The sequence below is a fragment of the Mycobacterium scrofulaceum genome, assembly GCF_002086735.1.
Taxonomy (GTDB): Bacteria; Actinomycetota; Actinomycetes; order Mycobacteriales; family Mycobacteriaceae; genus Mycobacterium; species Mycobacterium scrofulaceum.
Map to the genome: position 1 here is coordinate 34,815 of NZ_MVIJ01000037.1, position 21,597 is coordinate 56,411.

General features: G+C 68.2%; 16 protein-coding genes and 1 pseudogene. 12 read left to right on the plus strand and 5 right to left on the minus strand.

Annotated features, from left to right (window positions below; genetic code table 11):
- Positions 1–40: 40 nt before the first annotated feature.
- Positions 41–616: a TetR/AcrR family transcriptional regulator gene (locus BST44_RS20975; protein ID WP_167380237.1), complete on the plus strand. Its 576-nt coding sequence runs from the start codon at positions 41–43 to the stop codon at positions 614–616.
- Positions 617–637: 21 nt separating this feature from the next.
- Here the strand turns inward: BST44_RS20975 and pgi are convergent, their stop codons facing one another.
- Positions 638–2,302: a glucose-6-phosphate isomerase gene (gene pgi / locus BST44_RS20980; protein ID WP_083179019.1), complete on the minus strand. Its 1,665-nt coding sequence runs from the start codon at positions 2,300–2,302 to the stop codon at positions 638–640.
- 199 nt (positions 2,303–2,501) lie between these two features.
- Positions 2,502–2,822 (minus strand): annotated as a pseudogene (locus BST44_RS20985) (chorismate mutase); the annotation flags it as partial.
- 569 nt (positions 2,823–3,391) lie between these two features.
- On the opposite strand from BST44_RS20985, the gene pcrA reads away from it, so the two are divergent.
- Complete coding sequence (pcrA, locus tag BST44_RS20990; RefSeq protein ID WP_083179020.1) at positions 3,392–5,725, plus strand: DNA helicase PcrA; 2,334 nt, start codon at positions 3,392–3,394, stop codon at positions 5,723–5,725.
- Between the two features lie 113 nt (positions 5,726–5,838).
- On the opposite strand, the gene BST44_RS20995 is transcribed toward pcrA, so the two are convergent.
- Both BST44_RS20995 and BST44_RS21000 read right to left on the minus strand, forming a co-directional pair.
- Positions 5,839–6,405 (minus strand): hypothetical protein, encoded by a 567-nt coding sequence (locus BST44_RS20995; RefSeq protein WP_142274613.1) that lies wholly within the window; start codon positions 6,403–6,405, stop codon positions 5,839–5,841.
- 1 nt (position 6,406) lies between these two features.
- The gene (locus BST44_RS21000) at positions 6,407–7,456 is read right to left on the minus strand and encodes a M23 family metallopeptidase (RefSeq protein WP_142274614.1); all 1,050 of its coding nucleotides are present in this window, start codon (positions 7,454–7,456) and stop codon (positions 6,407–6,409) included.
- Positions 7,457–7,779: 323 nt separating this feature from the next.
- On the opposite strand from BST44_RS21000, the gene sucC reads away from it, so the two are divergent.
- The 3 genes from sucC (at position 7,780) to BST44_RS21015 (ending at position 11,457) form a co-directional block, all read left to right on the plus strand.
- Complete coding sequence (gene sucC / locus BST44_RS21005; protein ID WP_083179021.1) at positions 7,780–8,943, plus strand: ADP-forming succinate--CoA ligase subunit beta; 1,164 nt, start codon at positions 7,780–7,782, stop codon at positions 8,941–8,943.
- 12 nt (positions 8,944–8,955) lie between these two features.
- Positions 8,956–9,858 (plus strand): succinate--CoA ligase subunit alpha, encoded by a 903-nt coding sequence (sucD, locus tag BST44_RS21010; RefSeq protein ID WP_083179022.1) that lies wholly within the window; start codon positions 8,956–8,958, stop codon positions 9,856–9,858.
- Positions 9,859–9,930: 72 nt separating this feature from the next.
- Positions 9,931–11,457, plus strand: a complete 1,527-nt coding sequence (locus BST44_RS21015; protein WP_083179023.1) for an acetyl-CoA acetyltransferase — start codon at positions 9,931–9,933, stop codon at positions 11,455–11,457.
- A gap of 73 nt (positions 11,458–11,530) precedes the next feature.
- Here BST44_RS21015 and BST44_RS21020 read toward each other — a convergent pair whose 3' ends face one another.
- Positions 11,531–12,379, minus strand: coding sequence for an LLM class F420-dependent oxidoreductase (locus BST44_RS21020; protein WP_083179024.1), 849 nt, complete (start codon positions 12,377–12,379; stop codon positions 11,531–11,533).
- 246 nt (positions 12,380–12,625) lie between these two features.
- On the opposite strand from BST44_RS21020, the gene BST44_RS21025 reads away from it, so the two are divergent.
- From BST44_RS21025 to BST44_RS21055, 7 genes are all read left to right on the plus strand, one after another.
- Positions 12,626–13,507: a DUF5336 domain-containing protein gene (locus BST44_RS21025; RefSeq protein ID WP_083179025.1), complete on the plus strand. Its 882-nt coding sequence runs from the start codon at positions 12,626–12,628 to the stop codon at positions 13,505–13,507.
- 39 nt (positions 13,508–13,546) lie between these two features.
- Positions 13,547–14,935 carry a cell division protein PerM gene (locus BST44_RS21030; protein WP_208619855.1) on the plus strand — a complete coding sequence of 463 codons (1,389 nt, stop codon included), beginning with the start codon at positions 13,547–13,549 and terminating at the stop codon, positions 14,933–14,935.
- Positions 14,936–14,956: 21 nt separating this feature from the next.
- Positions 14,957–15,604, plus strand: a complete 648-nt coding sequence (purN, locus tag BST44_RS21035) for a phosphoribosylglycinamide formyltransferase (protein WP_083179036.1) — start codon at positions 14,957–14,959, stop codon at positions 15,602–15,604.
- Entirely contained in the window at positions 15,601–17,196 is a 1,596-nt protein-coding gene (gene purH, locus BST44_RS21040) for a bifunctional phosphoribosylaminoimidazolecarboxamide formyltransferase/IMP cyclohydrolase (RefSeq protein WP_083179027.1), read from the plus strand. The genes purN and purH overlap by 4 nt, the downstream gene beginning before the upstream one ends.
- A gap of 40 nt (positions 17,197–17,236) precedes the next feature.
- A complete protein-coding gene (locus BST44_RS21045; protein WP_083179028.1) occupies positions 17,237–18,622 on the plus strand; it encodes a sigma 54-interacting transcriptional regulator in 1,386 nt (461 codons plus the stop codon).
- Positions 18,615–20,603 carry a vWA domain-containing protein gene (locus BST44_RS21050; protein ID WP_083179029.1) on the plus strand — a complete coding sequence of 663 codons (1,989 nt, stop codon included), beginning with the start codon at positions 18,615–18,617 and terminating at the stop codon, positions 20,601–20,603. Before BST44_RS21045 ends, BST44_RS21050 begins: the two co-directional genes overlap by 8 nt.
- A gap of 67 nt (positions 20,604–20,670) precedes the next feature.
- Positions 20,671–21,519, plus strand: coding sequence for an aldo/keto reductase (locus BST44_RS21055; RefSeq protein WP_083179030.1), 849 nt, complete (start codon positions 20,671–20,673; stop codon positions 21,517–21,519).
- The last annotated feature ends 78 nt before the right edge of the window (positions 21,520–21,597 follow it).

Genomic DNA, 21,597 nt, shown 5'->3' on the forward strand with positions numbered 1-21,597 from the left:
TATGCTGTCAAGCATGAGCGCGGGTAACCCGAAGCGGCGCATGAGCGCCGAGGGGCGGCGCGAGCAGATCCTCGACGTCACGCATGCGATCGTCGACGTCGAGGGCTTCCACGCGGCAACGCCGAACCGCATCGCCGAGGCCGCCGGCATCAACCGATCGCTGATCTACCAGCTGTTCGGCGACCCGGCGGGCTTGTTCGTCGCACTGATCGACCGCGAGGCGGCGCGGGCCGGCGCCCAATTCGCCGAGGCGATCGCCGGATTGGACGCCGTCTCCGAAGACCAGTCGCTGGTGATCGCGTTCGACGGCGTGCTGGCCGCCGTGGACGCCCACCCCGCGACGTGGCGCCTGTTCCTGTTTCCGCCGCAGGGCGCCCCACCGGAGTTGTATGCGCGGCTGGCCCAATCGCAGGCCGTTGTCCTCAAGTTCTTCGTCCGCGAACTATTGCGTCACAATCCGCAGTTGCACGAGCCCGAATACACCGCTCGGATCCTTCATGCCGCCGGTCGTGAATTGCTCCAGTTGCACCTCAGCGATCCGCAGACCGCCACCCAGGAACGGCTGCGCACTTTCGTGCGGGGTCTGAGCCCCGAGCTCGCAAGCCAGCACCGGTGACCGGGCTCCCGCCGCGCCACGTCAGCTGGTGCGTCCGCGCTCCGTTCGGTAGCGGCGGACCAGCGCGTCGGTGGAGCTGTCCGACTGCGGCGGTGGCGAGCCGTCGGACGTGATGACCGGAAGCAGCGCTTTGGCCTGCGTCTTGCCCAGCTCCACGCCCCACTGGTCGAACGAATCGATGCCCCAGACGACGCCCTCGGTGAAGACCTGATGCTCGTAGAGCGCGATCAGTTGCCCCAGCACCGACGGGGTGAGCCGGTCGGCCAGAATCGAGGTCGACGGCCGGTTGCCCGGCATCACCTTGTGCGGCACGATGGCGGCCGGCGTCCCTTCGGCGGCGATCTCGTCGGCGGTCTTGCCGAACGCCAGCACCTGGGTCTGCGCGAAGAAGTTGCTCATCAGCAGGTCGTGCATGCTGCCCGTGCCTTCGACGGTGGGCAGGTCGTCGAGGGGCTGGCTGAAGCCGATGAAGTCGGCCGGCACCAGCCGCGTGCCCTGGTGCAGCAATTGGTAGAAGGCGTGCTGGCCGTTCGTTCCCGGCTCGCCCCAGAAGATTTCGCCGGTGTCGGTGGTGACCGGAGTGCCGTCGGCGCGCGTCGACTTGCCGTTGGATTCCATGGTCAGCTGTTGCAGATACGCCGCAAATCGCGCCAGGTCGTTGGAGTAGGGCAGCACCGCGCGCGATTGCGCACCCATGAAGTTGGAATACCACAGCCCGATCAGCCCGAGCAGCGCCGGCGCGTTGGATTCCAGCGGGGCGGTCTTGAAATGCCGGTCCACGATGTGGAATCCGGACAGGAAATCGGCGAAGGCCTCCTTGCCGATGGCGGCCATCACCGAGAGCCCGATCGCCGAATCGACCGAATACCGTCCGCCGACCCAATCCCAGAACCCGAACATGTTGTCGGTGTTGATGCCGAAGTCGTCGACCAGGCGCTTGTTGGTGGAGACCGCCACGAAATGCTTGGACACCGCCGCGTCGCCCAGCGCGTCGGTCAGCCAGCGGCGGGCGGCGGTCGCGTTGGTCAGGGTTTCCAGCGTGGAAAATGTTTTCGACGCCACGATGAAAAGTGTTGTGGCGGGGTCCAAGTCGGCCAGGGTCGCGATGAGGTCGGCGGGGTCGACGTTGGAGACGAAGCGGGCCGAAATCCCGGCGTCGGCGTAGTGGCGCAGCGCCCGGTAGACCATCACCGGACCCAGATCCGATCCGCCGATCCCGATGTTGACCACGGTGCTGATTCTTTTCCCGGTCGCCCCGGTCCATTCACCGCTGCGTAACCGGTCGGTGAAGTCGCCCATCCGGTCCAGCACGGCGTGTACGTCCTCGACGACGTTGCGGCCGTCGACGATCAGTTCGGCATCCCGGGGCAGCCGCAGCGCGGTGTGCAGCACCGCCCGGTCCTCCGAGACGTTGATGTGCGCGCCGGCGAACATCTGGTCGCGGCGCTCCTCGAGGTTAGCCGCTCGAGCCAAATCGACCAGGAGCCGCAACGTCTCTCGGGTGATGCGGTGTTTGCTGTAGTCGATGTAGAGGTCGCCGACCGAGAGGGTGAGTTCGCGGCCGCGGTCCGGGTCCTCTTCGAAGAACTGGCGCAGATGCGTCGCGCCGATCTGTTCGTGATGCCTGCGCAGGGCGTCCCACGCTGCGGTGGCGGTGATGTCGGGGAGGCTTTGCAGGGAGGTCATACTTCGACCCTAGTGACGGTCGCAAGCGCGGCGTAGCCGGGCGCGGCGGGCCGTCGCCGTCGGATCTAGTGACGGTCGCAAGCGCGGCGTAGCCGGGCGCGGCGGGCCGTCGCCGTGGGGCGTGACGGTCGCAAGCGCGGCGTAGCTGGGCGCGGCGGGCCGTCGCCGTCGGCGCGACCCCCGGCCGTGACGGGCGGCCTCAGTGGCCGAGCCGGCCCCTGCCCAACCTCAGCAGCAGAATCGCGAGGTCCTTGCCGTCGGGGCCCAGCTCGCTGTAGCGCTCGATCACCTTCATCTCGCGGCTGTGCACGAGCCGCGTCCCGCCGGATGCCATCCGCACCTTGCCGATCGCCTGGGACACCTCGGTGCGCCGCTTCACCGCGGCCAGGATCTCCGCGTCCAACCGGTCGATCTCGTGGCGCAACTCGTCGATGCTCAACTCTTCTGGGTCGGCGGTCTCTGGGGTTTCCACCGTCTCAACCTTCATCTCTGTTAACTCCGCATTGTCGTGATGTGGGGGGTGATGGTCTCATCCGGTTCCGGGCCTCAGAAAAGAGACGAGCCCCGATTCCGGAAGCGGACCACGGGGCTCTGGTGAATGCAGCTAGACCACGGGGACCGCTAACCGGTACCCGTAGAAAAATCGACGGCAGTTCGGGGATGACGGCTGCCGACGGCACTGCGCATTGAGCACCAAACGAGTGTGCCACTAAAAACAGCTCCGGCGCAAAAAGGCGTTCGTGAACTGGCCATTACCCCGTCGGCGGCCGGGCCGCGACGGTCCCGGTGATCGATTGCGCCTGCGCCCATGCCGGGGTTGCCCGCCGGTGGGGATTTCATTAACGCGGCGCGAATTTGCGCCCCATAGCCGGTCGCACGAGATTGACGGTGACGAAAACTCGGGCGCGAATGTGAGGGCCTTTTAGACTTGCGTGTAATTAACCGTCAATTCAAAAGTGCTTGCCTATTGCATCGCCGAACCACCGTTTATTGCGGGCGCGATCCGGCCCGGGGAAGGGGGCGGCGGCACCAGCCTGGCCGCACGCCTCGGCGCGTTGCGTCGGTGGGCGGCGGTAAGTTTGGACCAACATGAGTGTGTACGCAACCGATGCCAACCTGACCTCCGAAGCAGATCAGCTGCTTGAAGGCCTCAATCCGCAACAGCGCCAGGCGGTGGTGCACGAGGGTTCGCCGCTGCTGATCGTGGCGGGGGCGGGATCGGGTAAGACCGCAGTATTGACCCGCCGCATCGCCTATCTCATCGCAGCGCGCGGCGTCGGCGTCGGGCAGGTCCTGGCCATCACCTTCACCAACAAGGCCGCGGCGGAGATGCGCGAACGCGTGGTGCGGTTGGTGGGCAACCGGGCCCGTGCCATGTGGGTTTCCACCTTCCACTCGACGTGCGTGCGCATCCTGCGCAACCAGGCCTCCTTGATCGAAGGGCTCAATTCCAACTTCTCGATCTACGACGCCGACGATTCCCGCCGCCTGCTCCAGATGATCGGGCGCGACATGGGGCTCGACATCAAGCGCTACTCGCCCCGGCTGCTCGCGAACGCGATCTCCAACTTGAAGAACGAGCTGATCGACCCCGCGGAGGCCGTGGCCAAACTGACGGACGATTCCGACGACCTGGCCCGCACCGTGGCGTCGGTTTACGGCGAGTACCAGCGCCGGCTGCGCGCGGCCAACGCGTTGGACTTCGACGACCTGATCGGGGAAACCGTCGCGGTGCTGCGGGCCTTCCCGCAGATCGCCCAGCACTACCGGCGTCGGTTCCGGCACGTCCTCGTCGACGAGTATCAGGACACCAACCACGCCCAGTACGTGCTGGTCCGGGAACTCGTCGGTCACGACGTGACGGAATCACCCGACGACGTGCCGCCCGCGGAATTGTGCGTGGTCGGCGACGCCGATCAGTCGATCTATGCGTTCCGCGGCGCCACCATCCGCAACATCGAGGACTTCGAGCGCGACTATCCGGACGCGACAACCATTCTGCTGGAACAGAATTACCGTTCGACACAGAACATCTTGTCCGCGGCCAACTCGGTGATCGCGCGCAACTCCGGGCGCCGGGAGAAGCGGCTGTGGACCGACGCCGGCGCCGGCGAGTTGATCGTCGGCTACGTGGCCGACAACGAGCACGACGAGGCCAGGTTCGTGGCCGACGAGATCGACGCGCTCGCCGATCGCGGCGAGATCACCTACAACGACGTGGCCGTGTTCTATCGCACCAACAACTCGTCGCGGTCGTTCGAAGAGGTGTTCATTCGCGCCGGCATTCCCTACAAGGTCGTCGGGGGAGTCCGTTTCTACGAACGCAAAGAGATTCGCGACATCGTCGCCTACCTGCGGGTGCTGGACAACCCCGGCGACGCGGTCAGCATGCGGCGCATCCTCAACACGCCGCGCCGCGGCATCGGTGACCGCGCCGAGGCCTGCGTGGCGGTGTACGCCGAGAACACCGGCGCGAGTTTCGCCGACGCGCTGGTGGCGGCGGCCGAAGGCAAAGTGCCGATGCTCAATTCACGCGCGGAGAAGGCGATCGCCGGTTTCGTCGAGCTGCTCGACGAGCTCAGGGGCCGCCTCGACGAGGATCTCGGCGATCTGGTCGAATCGGTGCTCGAACGGACTGGATACCGCCGGGAGCTGGAATCCTCCACGGACCCTCAGGATCTGGCCCGCTTGGACAACTTGAACGAATTGGTCAGTGTGGCACACGAATTCAGCACCGACAGAGCCAACGCCGCCGCGCTGGACGAGTCGCTGCAATCGCCGGACGACGAAGACGTGCCGGACACCGGTGTGCTGGCGGAGTTTTTGGAACGCGTCTCGCTGGTTTCCGACAGCGACGAGATCCCCGATGACGGCGCCGGCATGGTCACCCTGATGACGTTGCACACCGCGAAGGGGCTGGAGTTTCCGGTGGTGTTCGTCACGGGCTGGGAGGACGGGATGTTCCCCCACATGCGCGCGCTGGACGACCCGAGAGAACTATCCGAGGAACGGCGGTTGGCCTACGTCGGCATCACCCGCGCCCGTCAGCGCCTGTACCTGAGCAGGGCCATCGTCCGGTCCTCCTGGGGACAGCCGATGCTGAACCCGGAATCACGCTTCCTTCGGGAGATTCCACAGGAACTCATCGAATGGCGACGCACCGCGCCGGCCCCGTCGTTCAGCGCACCGGTGAGCGGCGCAGGGCGGTTCGGTACGCCGCGCGCGGCGCCCACCCGCTCGGGCGCGGGCAAGCGCCCGCTGTTGGTGCTCGAGCCCGGCGACCGGGTGACCCACGACAAGTACGGCTTGGGTCGCGTCGAGGAAGTGTCCGGGGTCGGCGAATCGGCCATGTCGCTCATCGATTTCGGCAGCGCGGGCCGCGTCAAGCTGATGCACAATCACGCTCCGCTCAGCAAGCTCTAGCCGGCCGGTGCCTGCGCACCGTCAGACGATGCGGGATGTTGGTACCGCGGGTGATATCGGATTCGAAAGTCGCCTAGCGGTCGGGCGTCGAGGCCGCACCCGCGTCGGTTCGGTCAGGCCTCCAGCCAGCGTTTGGTCCGCGGGTGCATCGCGAGCACCACGCTGCCGATCGGCAGCAGCGGCAGCAGATGCACGATCCACGCGACGCGGGCGCCGGCGATGAACACACCGATATAGGTCAGCACCGCGACCACGGCGCCGGCCACGATGAGGTAGCGCCCGAAAGGCCGATGCTGCAACAGCATGATCACGCCGGAGATGGTGGTCGCGGCGAACACCAGGGCCAGGAACGCGACCGCGATGCAGAACAGCCGGTCGCTTCGCCACCAGCCGGCGATCAGGTCGGTCGCCACCACCGATGTGGCCCACCCGCTGACGATGCTGACGGCGCAGGCGGCGACGGCCGTCCGGTCGCTCGGGCCGTCGGCCGGGGCGCCCAAAGCCGACCGGCCCGCGCGCGCCGGGCCCTGGTAGGGCGGCGGAATGTGGGTGGTCGGGGACTCCGGCGCTATGGGGACCGGTCCGGTGGGTGCACGACGGATGATCCGCGTCTTGGAGTCCGAGGGCGAGGTGGACTCAGGCGGCTGCGGACCGGGAGGTGGTTGATTCGGCGCGGTCACCTCAACCAGCGTAGTTACCGACCATAAGACCCCGCTTAGCGAGCCACGGGACAGGGTCGATCCGCTCGGTGCCGCCCTGGAGCACCTCGAAGTGCAGGTGGGGACCGGTGGAATTTCCCCGGTTGCCCATCGTGGCGATCTGGTCGCCGGCCATCACCCGCTGGCCGACGCTGACCAGCGTCGTGTTGATGTGGCCGTAGAGCGTCACCGTGCCGTCGGCGTGGCGCAGCTTGACCAGCATCCCGTAGCCGGCGGCCGGGCCCGCCTCGATGACGACGCCGTCGGATACCGCCATGATCGGCGTCCCGATCGAATTGGCCAGGTCGATGCCGGCATGCAGCACCCCCCAGCGGTAACCGAAGTTGGAGGTGAAGATGCCCTTCGTCGGCATCACGTAGAGCGGCTGCTGCAGTCGCGCCTCGCGCTGAGCGCGATCGTTGGCGAAGGCGACGCCCTTGGCGAGTTCCTGGTTGTGCACGGCGGCGGTGGCCGCCGGCTCGAGCGCGACCACCTGCGCGCCGCGGATGGTGTTGTTGGCCGACCCGCCGGTGAGCGCGGAGGCGTTCGCGGTCAGCACGGTCTCCGTCTTCGGGGTGTCCGCGTGGCTGGTGGCGGTGTGTGCCGCCGCGGCGGCCGCGCCGGCGGCCATCGCCGAGATCAGCACGCGACCCCGGGCGGCGCTGGTCGGTTCCTTGCGGTGCTGCCCGCCGTGGCGTGCCACACCGACGACGTCCGTGGCGCGAGCGCGGACCCGCCGCGGCTCCGCGGTCGGCCCGACGACCACGCGCGGCAGCACCTCGGTGACCGGCGCGGCCAGCCACAGCGGGGCCGGGTCGTCGGCCTCGTCCAGATCGTCGAGCTCAGGGGCGAGCAGCACCTGCGCTTCGTTGTCGAAAGCGGAGTCGTTGCTGTAGTCGAGGTCGCCGAGGTCGCTGACCTCGTCGCGCCAATCCAGGTCGTCGAAGTTGAAGCCGTCGAGCGGGAGGATCTCGGTGACTTCGTTGCGGTGCGGCTCGATTCCCCTGCCGCCGGCCGCGCGACTAACCCTCACCACGCCCGAGGTATCGGCGGCAGAAGGAGCCAAAGGGTGCTGGGACAAGCTGAAATGTCCTCGTATCGTGACCATAACGTTATCTGGACCCTAGGACGGTATCCGCTGACGTGCGGAACTGGCAACCTCGTCGCGCAAACCAATCGAAATTGTGATTTGAGTCACCAAACGGGTACGCCGGGATGCCGTGAGCTGTGCCACAACGCCGGACGCGCCGGTAAGCGCCGGTCGGACGGTGGATACAGTTCGTCCGTGCGAGTTGCCGAATGCGGCACAGCCCATCACGAGGCCTAGTAGTTGATTCGAGCGAAGACAGAGAGTCCATGGACCTTTTCGAGTATCAAGCAAAAGAATTGTTCGCCAAGCACAACGTACCGACCACGCCGGGACGGGTGACCGACACCGCCGAGGGCGCTCGGGAGATCGCCACCGAAATCGGACGGCCGGTCATGGTCAAGGCGCAGGTGAAGGTCGGCGGGCGCGGTAAGGCGGGTGGCGTCAAGTACGCGGCGACACCGGAAGACGCCTACGAACACGCCAAGAACATCCTCGGCCTCGACATCAAGGGGCACATCGTCAAGAAGCTGCTGGTCGCAGAGGCCAGCGACATCTCCGAGGAGTACTACATCTCCTTCCTGCTGGATCGGGCCAACCGCACCTACCTGGCCATGTGCTCGGTCGAGGGCGGCATGGAGATCGAAGAGGTCGCCGCCACCAAGCCCGAGCGGCTGGCCAAGGTGCCGGTGAACGCCGTCAAGGGTGTGGACCTCGCGACCGCGCGTTCCATCGCAGAGCAGGGTCACCTGCCGGCCGAGGTGCTCGACGCGGCCGCGGTCACGATCAACAAGCTGTGGGAAGTCTTCGTCGCCGAGGACGCCACCCTGGTCGAGGTCAACCCGTTGGTGCGTGACCCCGAAGACCAGATCCTGGCACTGGACGGCAAGGTCACGCTGGACGCCAACGCCGACTTCCGTCACCCCGAACACACCGAGTTCGAGGACCGCGAAGCAACCGACCCGCTGGAACTCAAGGCCAAGGAGCACGACCTCAACTACGTGAAGCTGGACGGCGCCGTCGGCATCATCGGCAACGGCGCGGGCCTGGTGATGTCCACGCTCGACGTCGTCGCCTATGCCGGCGAGAAGCACGGCGGCGTCAAGCCGGCCAACTTCCTGGACATCGGTGGCGGCGCGTCGGCCGAGGTGATGGCCGCGGGGCTGGACGTCATCCTGAACGACAAGCAGGTCAAGAGCGTGTTCGTGAACGTGTTCGGGGGGATCACCTCGTGCGACGCCGTCGCCAACGGGATCGTGACCGCGCTGAACATGCTCGGCGACGAGGCCAACAAGCCGCTCGTGGTGCGGCTCGACGGGAACAACGTCGACGAAGGCCGCCGCATCCTGGCCCAAGCCAACCACCCGCTGGTGATCCAGGCCGAGACCATGGACGCCGGTGCCGACAAAGCCGCCGAGCTGGCGAACAAGTAAGGGAGCCAACAAATGTCGATCTTCCTGAACAAAGACTCCAAGGTCATCGTCCAGGGCATCACCGGCGGTGAGGGCACCAAGCACACCGCGCTCATGCTGAAGGCGGGCACCCAGGTGGTAGGCGGTGTGAACGCCCGCAAGGCAGGCACCACCGTTTCGCACGTCGACCCAGTCGGCAAGGACGTCGAGTTGCCGGTGTTCGGCACCGTCGCCGAAGCGATGAAGGAGACCGGCGCCAACGTGTCCGTCGTCTTCGTGCCGCCCAAATTCGCCAAGGACGCGATCATCGAGGCGATCGACGCAGAGATCCCACTGCTGGTGGTCATCACCGAGGGAATTCCGGTGCAGGACAGCGCATATGCCTGGGCCTACAACGTCGACAAGGGCCAGAAGACGCGCATCATCGGGCCCAACTGCCCCGGCATCATCACGCCGGGTGAGGCGCTGGCCGGCATCACCCCCGCCAACATCAGCGGCCCGGGCCCCGTCGGCCTGGTGTCCAAGTCCGGCACGCTGACCTACCAGATGATGTACGAGCTGCGCGATTTCGGATTCTCCACCTCGATCGGCATCGGCGGTGACCCGGTGATCGGCACCACCCACATCGACGCCATCGAAGCGTTCGAGAAGGACCCCGACACCAAGGTCATCGTGATGATCGGTGAGATCGGCGGCGACGCCGAGGAGCGTGCGGCCGACTACATCAAGGCGAACGTCTCCAAGCCCGTCGTCGGCTACGTCGCGGGATTCACCGCCCCGGAGGGCAAGACGATGGGCCACGCCGGCGCCATCGTGTCCGGCTCCTCGGGCACCGCGGCCGCCAAGAAGGAGGCCCTGGAGGCCGCCGGCGTCAGGGTGGGCAAGACCCCGTCGGAGACCGCGGCGCTGGCCCGCGAGATCCTGCAGAGCCTGTAGTCCGCGAGCGCGGCGGACGCTGCGCGGGCCCCGGATTTGTCCGGGGCCCGGCCCAAGGTAGATAGTGGGTCTATGAATCTCGACCCGAACACGCCGGTCATCGTCGGCGTGGGGCAGTTCACCGAGCGCATCGAGGACTCCGGCTACCGCGGGATGTCCTCGGTGGAGCTGGCCACCGCGGCGGCGCAGGCCGCACTGCATGACTGCGGGGCCGACGCGACCGCCGTCGCCGCGTCCATCGACACCGTCGCCGCGATCCGGCAGTTCGAGCTCTCCGGGCGCACACCCGCGCCGATGGGCAAGTCCAACAACTACCCGCGTTCGGTGGCCCAGCGCATCGGTGCTGCACCGGCCCGCGCGGTCCTCGAACCCATCGGCGGGCAGGGGCCACAGCATCTGGTCACTGAGTTCGCCGGCGTCATCGCCTCGGGTGCGGCCGAGGTTGTGATGATCTTCGGCTCCGAGAACACTTCCAGCATCCGGTATTTCGCCGACCGGGAGAAGCCGGACCATTCCGACACGGTCGAGGGCTCGCTCGAGGACCGGGGCTTCGGCTACGAGGGCCTGTTCGACGACTACACCGTCGCGCATGGCCTGGTCGGTGCGCCGGCCCAGTACGGGCTGCTGGAGAACGCGCGCCGTGCCCGACTGGGTTTGAGCGTCTCCGACTACCGGCGCCAGATGGGCGAGTTGTTCGCTCCGTTCACCAAGGTGGCGGCGAAGAACCCGTTCGCGTCCTCCCCGGTGGAGCGCAGCGTCGACGAGCTCATCACCGTCACCGCGTCCAACCGGATGATCTGTGATCCGTACCCAAGGCTGCTGGTGGCCCGTGACCAGGTCAATCAGGGTGCGGCCGCGCTGCTGATGTCGGTGGCCGCGGCCCGCAGGCTCGGCGTGCCCGAGGAGCGCTGGGTGTTCTTGCACGGCCACGCCGACATGGTGGACCAGCCGCTGCTCGACCGCCTCGACCTGACGCACAACTCCGCTTCGGTGCTGGCCGTCACCGAAGCACTCGCCGGCGCGGGTGTCGGCATCGACGACGTGTCGACCTTCGACCTCTACAGCTGCTTCCCGGTGCCGGTGTTCAACTTCTGCGACGGGACTTCTCTGGCCACCGATGACCCGCGCGGGCTGACGCTGACCGGCGGCCTGCCGTACTTCGGCGGACCGGGCAACAACTACTCACTGCACGGCATCGCCGAGACGGTCAGCGAAATGCGGGACCTGCCAGGGCAATTCGGCCTGGTCGCCGCCAACGGCGGGATCATGAGCAAATACTCCGTCGGGGTGTACTCGACCACCCCGGTGAACTGGAAGCCCGACAACAGCGCCGCGCTGCGGGCCGAGGTCGCCGCTCGCCCGAGGATGCCGGTGACCGTCAAGGCCGACGGCCCGGCGACCATCGAGACCTACACCGTGCGCTACGACTGGCCGGTACGCACCGGCCTCATCGTCGGCCGTCTCGACGGCGACGGCAGCCGCTTCCTGGCCCTGAGCGAGGACCCCGACCTGGTCGGGCTGCTCAGCGACGGTGAGCCGCTCGGGGCTTCGATCGTGGTGCGGCCGACGGAGAAGGACAACCGGGCCGCGCTGGCCTGACGCCCCGGTGGCGAGCAGACGCAAACTCGCATTGGTTCCCGGCTCCGGATGCGATTTTGCGTCTGCTCGCGGGTCAGACGAGAGCGGCGAGCTTGCCGGCCAGCCGCTCGACATAGGCGGCGATCTCGTCCTCGGGGCGGTCCGGCAGACCGAACAGCACCTCGGTCACGCCGAGCTCGGCCCATTTGGCGAGCTTCTCGGGCACGGGCTTGAAGTCCAGCGCCACGATCTGCGGGGCGCCGTCGCGGCCGGCGGCCGCCCAGGTGTCCTGCAGCAGCTTCACCGGCTCGTCGATGTCGAAATCGCGCGGGGTCGTGATCCAGCCGTCGGCGCTGCGGGCGATCCACTTGAAGTTCTTCTCGGTGCCGGCCGCGCCGACCAGTACGGGAATGTGCGGCTGCACGGGCTTGGGCCACGCCCAGCTGGGACCGAACTTGACGAACTCGCCGTCGTAGGCGGCTTCCTCTTTGGTCCACAGCTCCCGCATCGCCTCGATGTACTCGCGCAGCATGGTGCGGCGTCGCGCGGGCGGCACGCCGTGGTCGGCGAGCTCGTCGGTGTTCCACCCGAACCCGACGCCCAGGCTGACCCGCCCGCCGGACAGGTGGTCGAGGGTGGCAATGCTTTTCGCCAACGTGATCGGATCGTGTTCGACGGGCAACGCCACCGCGGTGGACAGCCGCACCCGCGACGTGACGGCGCAGGCCGCGCCCAGGCTCACCCAGGGGTCGAGCGTCCGCATGTAGCGGTCGTCGGGCAGCGACGCGTCGCCCGTGGTCGGGTGCGCCGCCTCGCGCTTGATCGGGATGTGGGTGTGCTCAGGCACGTAGAAGGTAGTGAAGCCGTGTTCGTCGGCAAGCTTCGCGGCGGACGCCGGAGAGATGCCACGGTCGCTGGTAAAAAGCACAAGCCCGTAATCCATGAAGAGAATTAGAACGTGTTCTACCTCCGGTGAGCAAGCTGCCGCCGCGGCGGCACGGATCGGCGTCCAAGCCGGTCGCGACGGCACGCCCGTCCCGAAGTGCGCTAGCGTGGTTGATCGATCGCGTCGCAACGCAACCGCCGGGCACGGCATTCGTGGAACGGCGCGCCCGCACGCACAGCGCCGCGACGCAACTGTGGCGCCCGCAAAGGCACTTCACGGCACTGGAAGCAACAGGAGGAGCCAATGACCTACTCGCCCGGTAGCCCCGGATATCCACCCGCGCCAGGCGGCTCCTACGCAGGCGGCACCCCGTCGTTCACCAAGGACGACGATGGCACCACGAAGCTCCCGCTCTACCTGAACATCGCGGTCGTGGTGCTCGGCCTGGCCGTGTATCTGCTGAACTTCGGCCCGACGTTCACCATCGGCGCCGACCTCGGCCCCGGCGTCGGCGGTCGCGCCGGCGACGCGGGGACCGCGGTCATCGTCGCCGTCCTGGCCGCGCTGCTCGCCGGGCTGAGCCTGGTGCCCAAGGCCAAGAGCTACGCCGGGATCGTCGCGGTCATCGCCGTTCTGGGTGCCTTGCTCGCCATCACCGAGACGATCAACCTGCCCGCCGGCGTCGCGATCGGCTGGGCGATGTGGCCGCTGGTGGCGTGCAGCGTGCTCCAGGCAATCGCCGCCGTCGTCGTCGTGCTGCTGGACGCGGGCGTGATCACGGCCCCGGCGCCGCGGCCGAAGTACGACCCCTACGCCCAGTACGGCCAGTACGGCCAGTACGGCCAGTACGGCCAGCAGCCCTACTACGGCCAGCCGGGCGGCCAGCAGCACCCCGGGTACGGATCGCAGTACGGCGGCTACGCGCCGGGTCAGGGCCCGACCCAAACCGCGGTTCCCACCGGTGGTTTCGGCGCCCAATCGGCGCCGCAGTCCGGGGCCCAGCCGGCCGCGCAGCAAGGACCGTCCACGCCGCCCACCGGGTTCCCGAGCTTCAGCCCGCCGCCCACGCCCGGTGCCGGCTCCGAGGGTTCGGCGGCCAATTACTCCAACCAGGCCGGGGGCCAGCAGCCCTACGGTCAGGAGCAACAGTCGCCTTCGTCGCAGTCTGGCCCAGCGCCGTCCTAACGGTGCGCCTTCGCGCCTAGACGGGACGTGCGCCAGAGAGTGAAAAGGGTGTCGGAAGGCGCGGACAGCCGGCCGGTGGGCGCCCGCCAGGCGCGTGACCTGGTCCGGGTCGCGTTCGGCCCGGCGGTGGTGGCCCTGGTCATCATCGCCGCGGTCACGCTGCTGCAGCTGCTGATCGCCAACAGCGACATGACCGGGGCGCTGGGCGCGATCGCCAGCATCTGGCTCGGCGTGCATCAGGTGCCGATTTCGATCGGCGGCCGCGAGCTGGGCGTGATGCCGCTGCTGCCGGTGCTGCTGATGATCTGGGCCACGGCGCGCAGCACCGCGCGGGCCACGTCTCCGTATTCCTCGTGGTTGGTGGTCCGCTGGGTTGTCGCCTCGGCGCTGGGCGGGCCCCTACTGATCGCGGCGATCGCCCTGGCGGTCATCCACGACGCGTCGTCGGTGATCACCGAGCTGCAGACGCCCAGCGCCCTGCGCGCGTTCGGCAGCGTGCTCGTCGTGCACGCCGTCGGCGCCGCGATCGGGGTGGGGTCCCGGGTCGGACGGCGGGCCCTGGCGGCGTCGTCGCTGCCGTTCTGGGTGGGCGACGCCCTGCGCGCCGCGTCCGCCGGTGTGCTGGCGTTGCTCGGGCTCTCCGGCCTGGTCACCGCGGCTTCGCTGGTGGTGCACTGGGCGACCATGCAAGACCTGTACGGGATCACCGAGTCGATATTCGGGCAGTTCAGCCTCACCGTGCTGTCGATGTTGTACGCGCCCAACGTCATCGTCGGCACCGCGGCGATGGCGGTCGGGTCCAGCGCCCATCTCGGCTTCGCGACGTTCAGTTCGTTCACGGTGTTCGGTGGCGACATCCCGTCGCTGCCGATCCTCGCCGCGGCCCCCAGGCCGCCGCTCGGTCCGGTGTGGGTCGCGCTGCTGATCATCGGCGCGTCGTCGGGCGTGGCGGTCGGTCAGCAGTGCGCCAGGCGGCCGCTACCGCCGATCCCGGCGCTGGCCAAGCTGCTGGTCGCTGCGGTCGCCGGCGCGCTGGCGATGTCCTTGCTCGCATACGGCGGCAGCGGCCGGCTGGGCAACTTCGGCGACGTCGGCGTCGACCAGGGCGCCCTGCTGATCGGGGTGTTCTTCTGGTTCTCGGTCGTCGGCGGTATCACGGTGGTCATGAGCGGCGGCGTCAGGGCCCGGCCCCGGCGACCGAAGCCCGCGCCGGCGGCGGCGCAAGAACCGGCCGACTTTGCGGGGGTCTTCGACGAGCCGATGGGCGGGCCGGACGACGAGCTGCCGACGGATGACCTTGACGACGACCGCTTGGCGGGGCGCGACGCGCTGCTGAGCGACGACGACGCGCCGGTGGGTGACGACGGCGTCGCGCCGCCCCCCGACGAAGCGGAGCAGACCGCGACCGACCGCGAGCCCGGCGAGTAGCTGCCACTAGGCTCTGTGCTTGTGGCCGAACCGCTCCATGTGCCCCCGAGTGCGCCGGCGCGGGTGGTGGTGTTGGCGTCGGGCACCGGTTCCCTGCTGAGCTCCCTGCTCGACGCCGCCGTCGGCGACTACCCGGCGCGGGTGGTCGCCGTCGGCGCGGATCGCGACTGTCCGGCCACCGAGATCGCCGCGGCCGCGTCCCTGCCGGCCTTTACCGCCCGGCTCGGCGATCACCCCGACCGCACCGCCTGGGATGCGGCCATCACCGAGGCCACCGCCGCGCACTCGCCGGATCTGGTGGTGTCGGCCGGATTTATGAAGATACTTGGGCCACAGTTCCTTTCGCGCTTCTATGGCCGGATCATCAATACCCACCCGGCGCTGCTGCCGGCGTTCCCGGGTGCACACGGGGTGGCCGACGCGCTGGCCTACGGCGTCAAGATCACGGGCTGTACGGTGCACCTGGTGGATGCCGGGACGGACACCGGGCCGATTCTGGCGCAGCAATCCGTGCCGGTGCTCGACGGCGACAGCGAAGAGACCCTCCATGAACGCATCAAGGTCACCGAGCGCAAGCTCCTGGTGGACGTGGTGGCCGAGATCGCGACCGGTGGCCTGACCCTGGTCGGAAGAACAGCGACGATCGGACGAAAGGCGACCAACCCATGAGCACCGACGACTGGCCGGAGACGGCGAAAAGGCCGATCCGGCGCGCATTGATCAGCGTCTACGACAAGACCGGGCTCGTCGAACTCGCCCGGGGACTGGCGGAAGCGGGCGTCGAGATCGTCTCGACGGGATCGACGGCCAAGACCATTGCCGAGAAGGGGATTCCGGTCACGCGGGTGGAGGAGCTGACCGGCTTTCCCGAGGTGCTCGACGGCCGGGTCAAGACACTGCACCCGCGGGTGCATGCCGGGTTGCTGGCCGATCTGCGCAAACCCGAACACGCCGCGGCGCTCGAGGAACTCGGCGTGCCGGCGTTCGAACTCGTCGTCGTCAACCTGTACCCGTTCAGCGAAACCGTCGACTCCGGCGCCAGCATCGACGAGTGCGTCGAGCAGATCGACATCGGTGGGCCGTCGATGGTCCGCGCGGCCGCCAAAAACCATCCCAGCGTGGCGGTGATCACCGATCCGCGCGGCTACGACGGCGTGCTCGCCGCGGTGCGCCACGGTGGCTTCACCCTTGCCGAGCGCAAGAAGCTTGCGGCGCTGGCGTTCCAGCACACCGCGGAATACGACATCGCCGTCGCGGGCTGGATGGAGTCAACGCTGGCGCCCGAGCACCCGCCGACGTCGTTCCCGAAGTGGTTGGGGCGCAGCTGGACCCGCTCCGCGATGCTGCGCTACGGCGAGAACCCCCACCAGCAGGCGGCCCTCTACAGCGATCCGGGCGCCTGGCCCGGACTGGCGCAGGCCGAGCAGCTGCACGGAAAAGAGATGTCCTACAACAACTTCACCGACGCGGACGCGGCCTGGCGGGCCGCCTTCGACCATGAGCAGACCTGCGTCGCGATCATCAAGCACGCCAACCCCTGTGGGATCGCCATCTCGTCGGAATCGGTGGCCGACGCGCATCGCAGGGCCCACGAATGCGATCCGCTGAGCGCGTTCGGCGGCGTCATCGCGGCCAACACGGAGGTCAGCCTCGAGATGGCCGAATACGTGAGCACCATCTTCACCGAGGTGATCGTCGCCCCGGCCTATGCGCCGGAGGCGTTGGAAGCCCTGAAGCGCAAGAAGAACATCCGGGTGCTGGTGGCCTCCGAGCCGCTGACCGGCGGCACCGAGCTGCGGCCGATCAGCGGTGGGCTGCTGGTGCAGCAGCGCGACGAGCTCGACGCGCACGGCGACAACCCCGCGAACTGGACGCTGGCGACGGGATCCCCGGCCGACCCGGCGACGCTGACCGATCTGGTATTCGCGTGGCGGACCTGCCGCGCGGTCAGGTCGAACGCGATCGTGATCGCGGGCGGCGGCGCCACCATCGGCGTGGGCATGGGACAGGTGAACCGGGTGGACGCCGCCCGGCTGGCCGTTGAAAGAGGGAATGCACGGGGCGGCGACCGGGTGCGCGGCGCGGTGGCCGCCTCCGACGCCTTCTTCCCGTTCCCCGACGGACTCGAGACGCTGACGGCGGCCGGGGTGAAGGCGATCGTGCACCCGGGAGGGTCGGTGCGCGACGACGAGGTGACCGCGGCGGCAACCAACGCCGGCGTCACGTTGTACCTCACCGGGGCCCGCCACTTCGCTCACTGACGCTCAGCGCGTGGGGCGTTCCCGCAACGCGTAGCGTGGAGTGGTGCCATCACCCAGCAATTTGCCCCGCACCGTCGGTGAGCTGCGTGCCGCCGGCCATCGTGAACGGGGAGTCAAACAGGAAATCCGGGAAAACCTGCTGACCGCGTTGGCTGAGGGCGACGAGGTATGGCCGGGAATCCTGGGCTTCGACGACACCGTCCTGCCCCAGCTGGAGCGGGCGCTGATCGCCGGTCACGACTTCGTCCTGCTCGGCGAGCGCGGCCAGGGCAAGACCCGGCTCCTGCGCGCCCTGACCGGGTTGCTCGACGAGTGGACGCCGGTGATCGCCGGGGCCGAGTTGGGCGAGCATCCCTATTCGCCGATCACCCCCGAGTCGATCCGCAAGGCCGCCACCCTGGGCGACGACCTGCCGATCGAGTGGAAGCACCGCAGCGAGCGCTACACGGAGAAGCTGGCAACCCCCGACACCAGCGTCGCCGACCTCGTCGGCGACATCGACCCGATCAAGGTCGCCGAGGGCCGCAGCCTCGGTGACCCGGAAACCATCGCGTACGGCCTGATCCCGCGCGCACACCGCGGCATCGTCGCGGTCAACGAGCTTCCCGACCTCGCCGAGCGGATCCAGGTGTCGATGCTCAACGTGATGGAGGAGCGCGACATCCAGGTCCGCGGCTACACGCTGCGCCTGCCGTTGGACGTCCTGGTGGTCGCCAGCGCCAACCCCGAGGACTACACCAACCGCGGGCGCATCATCACCCCGCTCAAGGACCGGTTCGGTGCGGAGATCCGCACCCACTACCCGCTGGAGCTCGACGCCGAGGTCGGCGTCATCGTCCAGGAGGCGCACCTGTCGGCGCAGGTGCCCGACTATCTGATGCAGGTGATCGCCCGGTTCGCCCGGTATCTGCGGGAGTCGAATTCGGTCGATCAACGCTCCGGGGTCTCGGCGCGGTTCGCGATCGCCGCGGCCGAAACCGTGGCGGCCGCCGCCCGGCACCGCGGCGCGGTGCTGGGGGAGACCGACCCGGTGGCCCGCGTGGTCGACCTCGGCACGGTGATCGACGTCCTGCGCGGCAAGCTGGAATTCGAGTCCGGCGAGGAGGGCCGCGAGCAGGCGGTGCTCGAACACCTCCTGCGCCGCGCGACGGCCGACACCGCGTCGCGGGTGCTCGGCGGCATCGACGTCGGGTCGTTGGTGTCCGCGGTCGAAAGCGGTTCGGCGGTCACCACGGGTGAGCGGGTGTCGGCCAAGGACGTGCTGGCCGCTGTTCCTGCCTTGCCGGTGGTGGACAAGATCGCGGCCAAGGTGAACGCCCAGTCGGAGGGTGAGCGCGCCGCGGCGCTGGAATTGGCGCTGGAGGCCCTGTATCTGGCCAAGCGGATCGACAAGGTGTCCGGGGAGGGCCAAACGGTCTATGGCTGAACCCTTTAAAGGGCACCATCTACGGTATTCGGCGTATACCGGCGGGCCGGACCCGCTGGCCCCGCCGGTGGATCTGCGCGAGGCTCTCGAGCAGATCGGGCAGGACGTCATGGCCGGCACCTCGCCCCGCCGCGCGCTGTCCGAACTGCTGCGTCGCGGCACCAAGAACATGAACGGCGCGGACCGGCTGGCGGCCGAGGCGAACAAACGCCGACGGGAGTTGTTGCGCCGCAACAACCTCGACGGCACCCTGCAGGAGATCAAGAAGCTGCTCGACGAGGCGGTGCTGGCCGAGCGCAAGGAACTGGCCCGCGCCCTCGACGACGACGCCCGCTTCGGCGAACTGCAGCTCGACGCCCTGCCCTCGTCGCCGGCCAAGGCCGTCCAGGAGCTCTCCGACTACAACTGGCGCAGCAGCGAGGCCCGTGAGAAGTACGACCAGATCAAGGATCTGCTCGGTCGGGAGATGCTCGATCAGCGGTTCGCCGGCATGAAGGAGGCGCTGCAGGGCGCCACCGACGAGGACCGCCAACGCGTCAACGACATGTTGAACGACCTCAACGAGCTGCTGGACAAGCATGCCCGCGGTGAGGACACCCAGCAGGACTTCCAGGACTTCATGGACTCCCACGGCGAGTTCTTCCCGGAGAACCCGCGCAACGTCGACGAGCTGCTGGACTCGCTCGCCAAGCGCGCCGCGGCCGCGCAACGCTTCCGCAACAGCCTGAGCCCGGACCAGCGCGCCGAGCTGGATGCCTTGGCGCAGCAGGCATTCGGGTCACCGTCGCTGATGCAGGCGCTGAACCGGCTCGACGCCCATCTGCAGGCGGCCCGGCCTGGGGAGGACTGGACCGGTTCCGAAGAGTTCTCCGGCGACAACCCGTTCGGGATGGGCGAGGGCACCCAGGCGCTGGCCGACGTCGCCGAGCTCGAGCAGCTGGCCGAGCAGCTCTCGCAGAGCTATCCGGGCGCCACCATGGACGACGTCGATCTCGACGCGCTGGCACGCCAACTCGGCGACCAGGCCGCCGTCGACGCCCGCACGCTCGCCGAATTGGAACGCGCACTGGTGAACCAGGGATTCCTGGACCGCGGCTCCGACGGGCAGTGGCGGCTCTCGCCGAAGGCCATGCGCAGGCTCGGCGAGACGGCGTTACGGGATGTGGCGCAACAGCTTTCCGGTCGCCGCGGCGAGCGGGACCATCGGCGCGCGGGAGCGGCGGGCGAGCTCACCGGCGCCACCCGGCCCTGGCAGTTCGGGGACACCGAACCGTGGAATATTTCCCGCACGCTGACCAACGCGGTGCTGCGGCAGGCCGGGACCGCCGCTCTGGACGGCACCGCCGGGACGTTGAGGATCACCGTCGACGACGTCGAGGTCTCCGAGACCGAGACCCGTACCCAGGCCGCGGTGGCGCTGCTGGTCGACACCTCCTTCTCCATGGTGATGGAGAACCGTTGGCTACCGATGAAGCAGACGGCGCTGGCGCTCAACCATCTCGTGTGCACTCGATTTCGCTCGGATGCGTTGCAGATCATCGCGTTTGGCCGCTACGCGCGGACGGTGACCGCCGCCGAGCTCACTGGCCTCGAGGGCGTCTACGAGCAGGGCACCAACCTGCATCACGCCCTGGCGCTGGCGGGTCGTCACCTGCGGCGGCATCCGAACGCGCAGCCCGTCGTGCTGGTGGTGACCGACGGTGAGCCCACCGCACACCTGGAGGACTTCGACGGCGACGGCACGACCGTATTTTTCGACTACCCCCCGCATCCGCGGACCATCGCCCACACCGTGCGCGGATTCGACGACATGGCCCGGCTCGGTGCGCAGATCACCATCTTCCGGCTGGGCAGCGACCCCGGGCTGGCCCGGTTCATCGATCAGGTCGCACGGCGGGTCGAGGGACGCGTGGTGGTGCCCGATGTCGACGGCCTGGGTGCCGCCGTGGTGGGCGACTACCTGCGGTCCCGGCGCCGCTAGCGCTTCGTCGACCACAACGGGTAGGTGCTCACTCGACGGGGTACACCGACCGAGAAGGAGGAGATGTATGAGCAAGGTTCCAGCGATCGAACTCAATGACGGTGTCAGCATTCCGCAGCTCGGTTTCGGCGTGTTCCAGATCAAGCCGGACGAGACCGCGGCCGCCGTCAAGACGGCGCTCGAGATCGGCTACCGCCACATCGACACCGCCGAGATGTACGGCAACGAAAGGGAAGTCGGGCAGGGCATTCGCGAGGCCGGACTCGACCGCGCCGACGTGTTCATCACCAGCAAGCTCAACAACGGGTTCCACAAACCCGACGACGCGCGCCGCGCATTCGACAAGACGCTCGAGGCCTTGAGGTCCGATTACGTCGACCTGTTCCTCATCCACTGGCCGCTGCCCACGCTCTACGACGGCGACTTCGTCTCCACCTGGAAGGTGTTGGAGGAGTTCGCCCGCGACGGCCGCGCCCGCAGCATCGGTGTCTCGAATTTCCAAGTCGCACACCTGGAGCGGCTCGCAAAGGAAACCGACACCGTCCCGTCGGTCAACCAGATCGAGCTCCATCCGTACTTCGGGAACAACGAGGTTCGCGCGTATGGGCGTGAGCACGGCATCGCCACCGAGGCATGGGCACCCATCGCACAGGGCAAGGTGCTCGACGACCCGGTGATCAACCGCGTCGCCGACGCACGGGGCAAATCGGCGGCGCAGGTCGTGCTGCGCTGGCATATACAGCGCGGCGACATCGTCTTCCCCAAGTCGGTGACCCCGGCACGGGTCGAGGAGAACTTTCAGCTTTTCGACTTCGAGTTGGATGACTCCGACATGGACGCGATTTCGGCCCTGGACAAGGGTGAAGCGGGTAGGAACGGGCCCAACCCCGACAAGTTCGACTACGTGCCGGGCTGACCTAGACGGTATGGGGGGCGGCGTGAGGCCGAAGGCCTCGGGCTGCAATCGGACGTGGGTTGCCTGTATCGAGTGAAC